The 7,644-nt window shown below is 47.1% G+C and carries 9 protein-coding genes and 1 other RNA gene; 7 read left to right on the top strand and 3 right to left on the bottom strand.

What is annotated here, in order from left to right:
• Positions 1-41 precede the first annotated feature (41 nt).
• The 3 genes from GBH70_RS15935 to GBH70_RS15925 form a co-directional block, all read right to left on the bottom strand.
• On the bottom strand, positions 42-743 hold the full coding sequence (locus GBH70_RS15935) for a deoxynucleoside kinase (RefSeq protein ID WP_151681952.1): 702 nt from the start codon (positions 741-743) through the stop codon (positions 42-44).
• A complete protein-coding gene (locus GBH70_RS15930) occupies positions 730-1,380 on the bottom strand; it encodes a deoxynucleoside kinase (RefSeq protein ID WP_151681951.1) in 651 nt (216 codons plus the stop codon). Before GBH70_RS15930 ends, GBH70_RS15935 begins: the two co-directional genes overlap by 14 nt.
• A 202-nt stretch (positions 1,381-1,582) precedes the next feature.
• Positions 1,583-2,872: a glycoside hydrolase family 18 protein gene (locus GBH70_RS15925; RefSeq protein ID WP_151681950.1), complete on the bottom strand. Its 1,290-nt coding sequence runs from the start codon at positions 2,870-2,872 to the stop codon at positions 1,583-1,585.
• 300 nt (positions 2,873-3,172) lie between these two features.
• On the opposite strand from GBH70_RS15925, the gene tadA reads away from it, so the two are divergent.
• The 7 genes from tadA (at position 3,173) to GBH70_RS15890 (ending at position 7,423) form a co-directional block, all read left to right on the top strand.
• A complete protein-coding gene (tadA, locus tag GBH70_RS15920; RefSeq protein WP_151681949.1) occupies positions 3,173-3,682 on the top strand; it encodes a tRNA adenosine(34) deaminase TadA in 510 nt (169 codons plus the stop codon).
• A gap of 88 nt (positions 3,683-3,770) precedes the next feature.
• An RNA gene (gene ffs, locus GBH70_RS15915) (signal recognition particle sRNA large type) lies at positions 3,771-4,035 on the top strand.
• Positions 4,036-4,199: 164 nt separating this feature from the next.
• The gene (gene dnaX / locus GBH70_RS15910; RefSeq protein ID WP_151681948.1) at positions 4,200-5,891 is read left to right on the top strand and encodes a DNA polymerase III subunit gamma/tau; all 1,692 of its coding nucleotides are present in this window, start codon (positions 4,200-4,202) and stop codon (positions 5,889-5,891) included.
• A 23-nt stretch (positions 5,892-5,914) separates the two neighbouring features.
• On the top strand, positions 5,915-6,232 hold the full coding sequence (locus GBH70_RS15905; RefSeq protein WP_371862197.1) for a YbaB/EbfC family nucleoid-associated protein: 318 nt from the start codon (positions 5,915-5,917) through the stop codon (positions 6,230-6,232).
• Positions 6,233-6,246: 14 nt separating this feature from the next.
• Complete coding sequence (gene recR, locus GBH70_RS15900; RefSeq protein ID WP_151681946.1) at positions 6,247-6,843, top strand: recombination mediator RecR; 597 nt, start codon at positions 6,247-6,249, stop codon at positions 6,841-6,843.
• A 19-nt stretch (positions 6,844-6,862) separates the two neighbouring features.
• On the top strand, positions 6,863-7,075 hold the full coding sequence (locus GBH70_RS15895; protein WP_151681945.1) for a YaaL family protein: 213 nt from the start codon (positions 6,863-6,865) through the stop codon (positions 7,073-7,075).
• An 81-nt stretch (positions 7,076-7,156) separates the two neighbouring features.
• Positions 7,157-7,423 carry a pro-sigmaK processing inhibitor BofA family protein gene (locus GBH70_RS15890; RefSeq protein WP_151681944.1) on the top strand — a complete coding sequence of 89 codons (267 nt, stop codon included), beginning with the start codon at positions 7,157-7,159 and terminating at the stop codon, positions 7,421-7,423.
• Positions 7,424-7,644: the final 221 nt, after the last annotated feature.

Genomic DNA, 7,644 nt, shown 5'->3' with positions numbered 1-7,644 from the left:
TTTTGTATCGGTAAAAAAAGCGGAGGGCCGGTTCAACGTTTTTAGGCAAAATCCGGATTTGAAATGAAATCCCGCTTATTTTTTACGGTTGCGACCTGCTGAAGCATATAACCGATCCTTTCGACAATCGGTTCAATTGCATCTTTATTTTGGAAAAGATCGTACTCGTTGATATTCAGTCTGAGAACCGGACAGGCGTTGAATGAATTGATCCACTGCTCGTATCTTTTGTGCATTTCAATCCAATATTCAACAGGGGTCTGCTGTTCCATCGGGCGCCCGCGTTTTTTAATTCTTTCCAAGATGTCCTCTAAATCGCCTTCCAAATAGATCATCAGGTCTGGATGCGGGAAATACGGCGTCATCACCATCGCTTCAAACAAGTTTTTGTATGTTTCATAATCAACAGCCGACATATTGCCCTTTTCGTAATGCATTTGTGCAAAGATCCCTGTATCTTCATAGATCGAACGGTCCTGGACAAACCCGCCGCCATATTCAAACATCCGTTTCTGTTCCTTGAACCTTTCCGCAAGAAAATAGACTTGAAGATGGAAACTCCACCTTTTAAAATCATTGTAAAATTTATCTAAATACGGATTTGTATCCACTTTTTCAAACGAAGTCCGGAAATTGAGCGCCTCCGCAAGCGCGCGGGTCAAGGTGGATTTGCCGGCGCCAACGGTTCCCGCAACCGTGATCACCGTCCGGCATGGAATATTGTATTTTTCACGAAGCTCCATTGGTATGTACTCCTTTTTGTAAGGTTTGTTCCAAATGAAAAAGAATGTATTGCAAATCGCTTTTGTTTTGGACAAAATCGAGTTGGTCGCCGTCAAAGCGCAGCACCGGGATGTCCGGATGGGCGGACTCAAATCGGCTCATAAACCGGTCATAATCATCGGAGAGCGTGCGCAAATAATCTTTCTGCATATTTTTTTCAATCTCACGGCCTCTTATTTGGATCCGTTTCAGTAAGGTTTCAAGGCTTGCCCGCAGATAAATGACGATATTTGGCTGTGGCATATCAGCCGTTAAAATGCGGTAAATCTGTAAATATTTCTCATACTCGCTGTCCTTTAACGTCCGCTTTGCAAAAATCAAATTTTTAAAAATATGGTAATCCGCAACGACGGGATACCCGTGCTGCAAATGGTTTTTCTTGATGTCACCCAGCTGCTTGTAGCGGTTGCAGAGGAAAAACATCTCCGTTTGGAAACTCCATTCCTCTATATTCGTGTAAAATTTTCCCAAAAAGGGATTTTCATCTACAATTTCTTTCAGCAGGCGGAAAGAAAAATGTTCTGAGATGGCTTTTGCCAATGAAGTTTTGCCGATCCCGATCGGACCCTCCACGGCAATAAACGGTATTCTATACATAGCGACCCTCCCGTTGAAGCGATTGTTTCTGCATGTTTATCCCATTTTTTGCACACTGCTGCTATTTTAGCATAACTGCACGGCGGTTGGATATACGGGAATGGAAGAGAGGGTTTAGCGGTTCCGGGTTGGGGTATTGGTAAAGCTTTTTGAACGGGATAAGGATCCTTCAAAAAAGAAAAAAGCAACGGGAGCCGCTGCTTTATGAAGGGCGTTTTACGACATCAAAATTGTCGGCGATCAGCAGCCAGTTCTGCGGGAAAGCAAGGCCGAGCTTCCAGTAGCTGATGCCCCTCAGCCCAAGTTCTTTAACCAAATTAAATTTTGCCTGGATGGAGCGGGCATCTTCGAACCAAACTGTGTGCCGCCTGTTGTTTTCGTCTGTATAATCAAAATGGGGAGCCTCAGATCTCGTGTCATATTGGATTGGCACATTGTATCTTGCCGCCAGCCGGATCGCCTGCTGCGGGCTGACCGCTCTTGCGGTATCCCCGGGAGTAAATGGCAGCGTCCAATCATAACCGTAAAGATTTTGCCCCATCAAAATTTTATTTGGCGGGATTTCTGTCACCGCATAGCGTAATACATCGCGCACCGGGCCGATCGGCGATACCGGCATCGGCGGGCCGCCGCTGTAGCCCCATTCATACGTCATAATGACGACAAAATCGGCTATCTCGCCGTGGGCTTTATAGTCATGGGCTTCATACCAGCGCCCGACCTGTCCGGCGCTTGTTTTCGGGGCCAATGCGGTGGACATCAGCCACCCTTCCTGATTGAAACGCGCTTTTGCTTTCCGCAAAAAGCGGTTGTACGCTTCGCGGTCCTCCGGGCGCAAATATTCGAAATCGAAGTGGATGTCACGGAAACCGAGCCGTCTTGCTGTTGAAACAATTTCATTTAAAAATTTTTCCTGGACGGTTTCATTTGTCAAAAGAATGCGCCCCAATTCATCGCTGAACTGCCCACTTTCTTGATTGCAGATCACCATCATCAAAATCACATTTTGCGCATCGGCAATCGTCCGCAAGTTCCCGAGGGGCGGGGCAACCAATGTTCCGTCGCGGTTCACTCGGAAAGCAAACGGGGCCAGGTATGTTAAATAAGGGGCAGCTTTCCGGGCGCTCGTTTCCAGCTGGGCCGAAACGGTATTTCCAAATGGTTCCACATATGCATTAAATTCCGCTCTTCTTTTTCTCTGGGCAGGTAAGTACAGGCGCTGGCCGGGCTGAAGCCTCTGATTCACGGAAATGCCGTTGATTCGGGCGAGCTCCTGGTAGGAGATTCCGGCCTTTTGCGCAATGGACCATAAACTGTCCCCTGGCCGTACCCAGTAAAAACTGCCGGCGATCGGTATGACAATTGCCTGTCCGATGACGAGCTGGTCCGGATTCGGGATTTCATTGGCCGAAATGATTTCCGAAGCCGGAACGCTGTATCTTTGTGCAATATTTATGATTGTATCATTTCTTTCGACAACATGGATTTGCAAAACAGTCCCCCCTTATCTATCCGATCCAGGGCGACCATAGCCCTGAATGTGTGCTTTTTAGGCTATTCACTATTGTTAAATGTATGCCGCGGGGGCTGTAAACATGTTATTTTTCCGGGCGGGTTCCTTCGGCAGATGGTAATTCCTCTTTTGGGTATATCAATGTTCTCTATCTGTCTAAAATTAATGGTCCTTTTGGCACGCGGGAATTCTTTGTTTGGGTGCTCCCGGCAGTGTTTTTTTCCGGGCGGGCTGTGTTACGATAAGAATACGGATGCTTTATGTGGAGGAGTTTTAGATTTGGAAAATCGGGATAAATATTATATGCGCTTAGCGATTGCGGAAGCCAAAAAAGCGGAAGCCATGAATGAAGTGCCGATCGGGGCGGTCATTGTCCTTGATGAAGAAGTGATCGCATCCGGCCATAACCTGCGGGAAACGACGCAAAACGCAGCGGCGCACGCCGAACTTTTGGCAATTGAAAAAGCTTGCGCGCGGACAGGGTCGTGGCGTCTCGAAAATGCCAAGCTGTACGTGACGCTTGAACCGTGCCCGATGTGCAGCGGCGCCATTTTGCAATCAAGGATCAAGCGGGTCGTATACGGAGCTAAAGATCCGAAAGCGGGCTGCGCGGGTACATTGATGAATTTGCTGCAGGATAGCCGTTTCAACCATCAAAGCGAAGTGGTAAGCGGTGTGCTCGAAGAAGAATGCGGGGAATTGCTGCGGTCATTTTTCCGGTCGCTAAGGGAAAAGAAAAAGAAAGAAAAAACGGTGGCCAAAAAGAATGGCACAAATTCCACCAATTAACAGGCAGGAGTGATTGCTTTTTTTCTAAAAGACAGGTATACTAAATTATGCGTTAGCCAATAACGCTTGAACAATGGTATCAATTTTGCCGCGCTAGGTGGGGAGGTAGCGGTGCCCTGTACCCGCAATCCGCTCCAGCGGGACTGAATCCCTTTCTGAGGCTGGCTGCTTGTAGGGTCTGCCTTAAGTAAGTGGTGTTGACGTCCGGGTCCTGCGCAATGGAACTCCATGAACCATGTCAGGTCCGGAAGGAAGCAGCATTAAGTGGACCATTCCATGTGCCGCAGGGCAGCCTGGGCCGAGCTAACTGCTTAAGTAACGCTTATGAGGGTTAGTCGAGGAAAGGTGCGCGGCAGTTTAATTTCATACAGCGATCATACCCATCCTGGTTCGGGATGGGTTTTTCTATAGGGTGCGATTATGGATGTAAAATGGTTTGTCCTAAGGTATAATAAAAGAAATGTGTGAATCGGAAGCAGCATGATTACGACTGCAAATCAGGCCGGGAGGATTGAAAATGGCTTATCAGGCGTTATACCGTGTATGGCGGCCGCAGAAGTTTGCAGATGTTGTGGGGCAGGAGCATGTGACGAAAACGTTGCAGAATGCCCTCCTGCAGCAAAAGACAACGCATGCTTATCTTTTCTCTGGCCCAAGGGGTACAGGGAAAACGAGTGCCGCCAAAATTTTGGCGAAAGCGGTAAACTGCGAACATGCACCAACCGGGGAACCGTGCAATGAGTGCGCGGTATGCCGGGGCATTACGGACGGCACCATCCCAGATGTGATTGAAATCGACGCCGCATCCAATACCGGCGTGGATGACATCCGGGATATCCGCGACAAAGTCAAATATGCGCCGAGCGTCGTAAAATATAAAGTGTATATTATTGACGAAGTCCATATGCTGTCAATCGGCGCATTCAATGCATTGCTGAAAACACTGGAAGAACCCCCGAAGCATGTGATTTTTATTTTGGCAACAACCGAACCCCATAAAATTCCGCTTACGATTGTTTCCCGATGCCAGCGGTTTGATTTTAAAAGGATCACATCCCGGGACATTTTAAAACGGCTGATATACATTGCCGGCCAGACCGGGATTGAATATGATGAACAGGCGATGAATATCATTGCCCATGCAGCGGAAGGCGGCATGCGGGATGCTTTGAGCCTGCTTGACCAGGCGGTGTCTTTCAGCGATGGGAAAGTAAGGGTGGAAGATGCTTTAACGGTAACGGGCTCGATTTCCCAAAATGATTTCACCCAGCTTGCCCGGGCCATCCAAAAGAAAGATGTTGGAAAATGCCTGGACATCGTTGATGCGCTTCTTCAACAGGGAAAAGATGCTTCAAGGCTCGTTGAAGATTTTATCCTTTATTTCCGGGATATGCTTCTTTATAAAACCGCTCCGCAAATGGAAGAAGCCGTTGAAAAAGTATATATTGACGAAGAGATCAAAGAAATCAGTCGCGAGCTTTCGACCGATGAGATTTACCATTACATCGATATCCTGAACAAGACGCAGCAGGACATGCGGTTTTCAAATATGGTTAGGATATATTTGGAAGTAGCTTTTATCAAGCTTTGCGAGGAAAAAAAGCCGGCTCCCGCGGAAAACGATCTTGTCCAAAAGCTTGCCGCCAAAGTCCACGAGCTGGAAAAGGAAATACAGGCTTTAAAGCAAAACGGGCTGTCGCCGCGTGAAGATGAGGAAGCAAGGCCGGCCAGGCAGGCGCCGAAAAAAATTCCGCGTGCTTCGAAAGGTTTTAAGGTACAAGTCGGAAGGATTCATGATATATTAAGAGAAGCAACAAAACAGGATTTACAGCTCATCAAAGGCCACTGGAATGATATGATCGAGACGCTCAACAGCAGGCAGATGCGCTCGCAGGCGGCGCTTTTAAATGAAGCGGAACCGGTCGCGGCATCGCCCAATGCTTTTGTAATTAAGTTTAAGTATGAGATCCACTGCCAAATGGCGATGGAAAACCAGAAATTTTTACATGCCATCACGGCCGTGTTGAGTGAATTGACGGGCACTGCGTATCAGGCGGCAGGCGTTCCCGAAAATGAATGGAACATGATCAGGGAAAATTACATCCACCACCGTAAAGAAGAAACGGAGGAAGAAAAGATGCCGGATGATCCGGTTGTGTCCGAGGCGATCAAGCTGGTGGGTTCCGAATTAATTGAAATCAAAGACTAAATGGAGGGTTTAATATGCGTGGAATGGGAAATATGGGTAATATGCAAAAAATGATGAAACAGATGCAAAAAATGCAAAAAGAAGTGCTGCAGGCGCAGGAGCAGCTTGGCGAGCAAAAAGTGGAAGGCACGGCAGGCGGCGGTATGGTCACGGTCGTCGTTTCGGGCCATAAAAAAGTGCTTGAAGTGCGTATTAAGGAAGAAGTTGTCGATCCTGACGATATTGAAATGCTGCAGGATCTTGTGCTCGCCGCAACAAATGACGCGCTTAAAAAAGCAGACGAACTTTCAGAGCAGACAATGGGCAAATTTACGAAAGGGTTAAATATCCCGGGATTTTAAAGGTGTGGTCAACAATGCAATATCCTGAACCAATTACAAAATTAATGGATAGTTTTATGAAACTGCCAGGAATTGGGCCGAAAACCGCGGCCCGACTGGCGTTTTTTGTTCTTGATATGAAAGAAGACAGCGTACTCGAGTTCGCCAAGGCGCTTGTCGACGCGAAACGGGATTTGACGTACTGTTCCGTCTGCGGCCATATTACGGACCAGGACCCGTGCTATATTTGTTCCGATCCGCACCGTGACAAAAGTATCATTTGCGTTGTCCAGGAGCCGAAAGATGTGATCGCCATGGAAAAAATGAAAGAGTACAACGGATTGTACCATGTTTTACACGGGGCGATTTCGCCGATGGATGGCATCGGGCCGGAAGATATCAGTGTGCCGGACTTGTTGAAACGGCTGCAAGATGAAACCGTCCAGGAAGTTATTCTTGCAACCAATCCGAATATTGAGGGCGAAGCAACTGCCATGTATATTTCGAGGCTTTTAAAACCAACCGGCATTAAAGTGACGCGGATTGCGCACGGGCTTCCGGTGGGCGGCGATTTGGAATACGCCGATGAGGTCACTTTATCGAAAGCACTGGAAGGCAGAAGGGAAATTTAACCGTACGGGGTGGATATGGATGTTCAGCAAAAAGCAAAAGCTCAGGAAAGAATATGATGCGCTCCTTTTGGATTTGGTCACGGAGGTTAAAAATGAGTGGGCCCGTCAAAACGCCATCCAAAACATGAGCTTCGAATTCAACGAAGAACTGTACTACCGGACAAAAATTACGGAAGCAAAATATGTCTTTCTTTTCCGCGAAGTGAAGAAAAGGAAAATCAGCCTTCATTAACCGCGCGCTCCGGCTCAAGTTCTTTTTTGGACAACTTCTTCATAAAATGGCTGTAGCCAGAAAAAAAGGGGTGAACCAATTTTGAGCTCGACCGTTATCATTATCGCCATTGTGAGCCTGATTCTTCTCCTATTGTTTTCAACAGCTTTAACCAAACCGCTGCGGTGGGCGGGAAAGTTGTGCATAAAAGCCATCATAGGGGCTGTGCTCCTTTTCTTTTTAAATCAGCTTGGGGGCCGTTACGGGCTGCATATTCCCATTAATCTGGCTACGGTATCCGTATCCGGCATTCTGGGGGTTCCCGGCATTATCGGGCTGGCCGTTATTCAAACATGGATCCTGCCGTAACGGTCGGATAAATGTCAAAGAAAGAAACAGATTGCCGTTTCTTTCTTTGACGTTTTTTTTGATATTTTATTTAAAAAATATATTGACTGGAGTATACTATTTTAGTATAATTAATTTTGTCGCGGCAACTGGCATGAAACTTCTCGAAAAAAGTTATTGACATGCTTGGCGGTCGGTGATATGATATGAAAGTCGCTGAAAAACAAAGCGATTGATCCTTG

This window comes from Weizmannia acidilactici, from assembly GCF_008974225.1.
GTDB classification, from domain to species: Bacteria; Bacillota; Bacilli; order Bacillales; family Bacillaceae_C; genus Weizmannia; species Weizmannia acidilactici.
The sequence above is the reverse complement of the archived record's forward strand: the minus strand, read 5'-3'. Positions and strand labels throughout refer to the sequence as shown.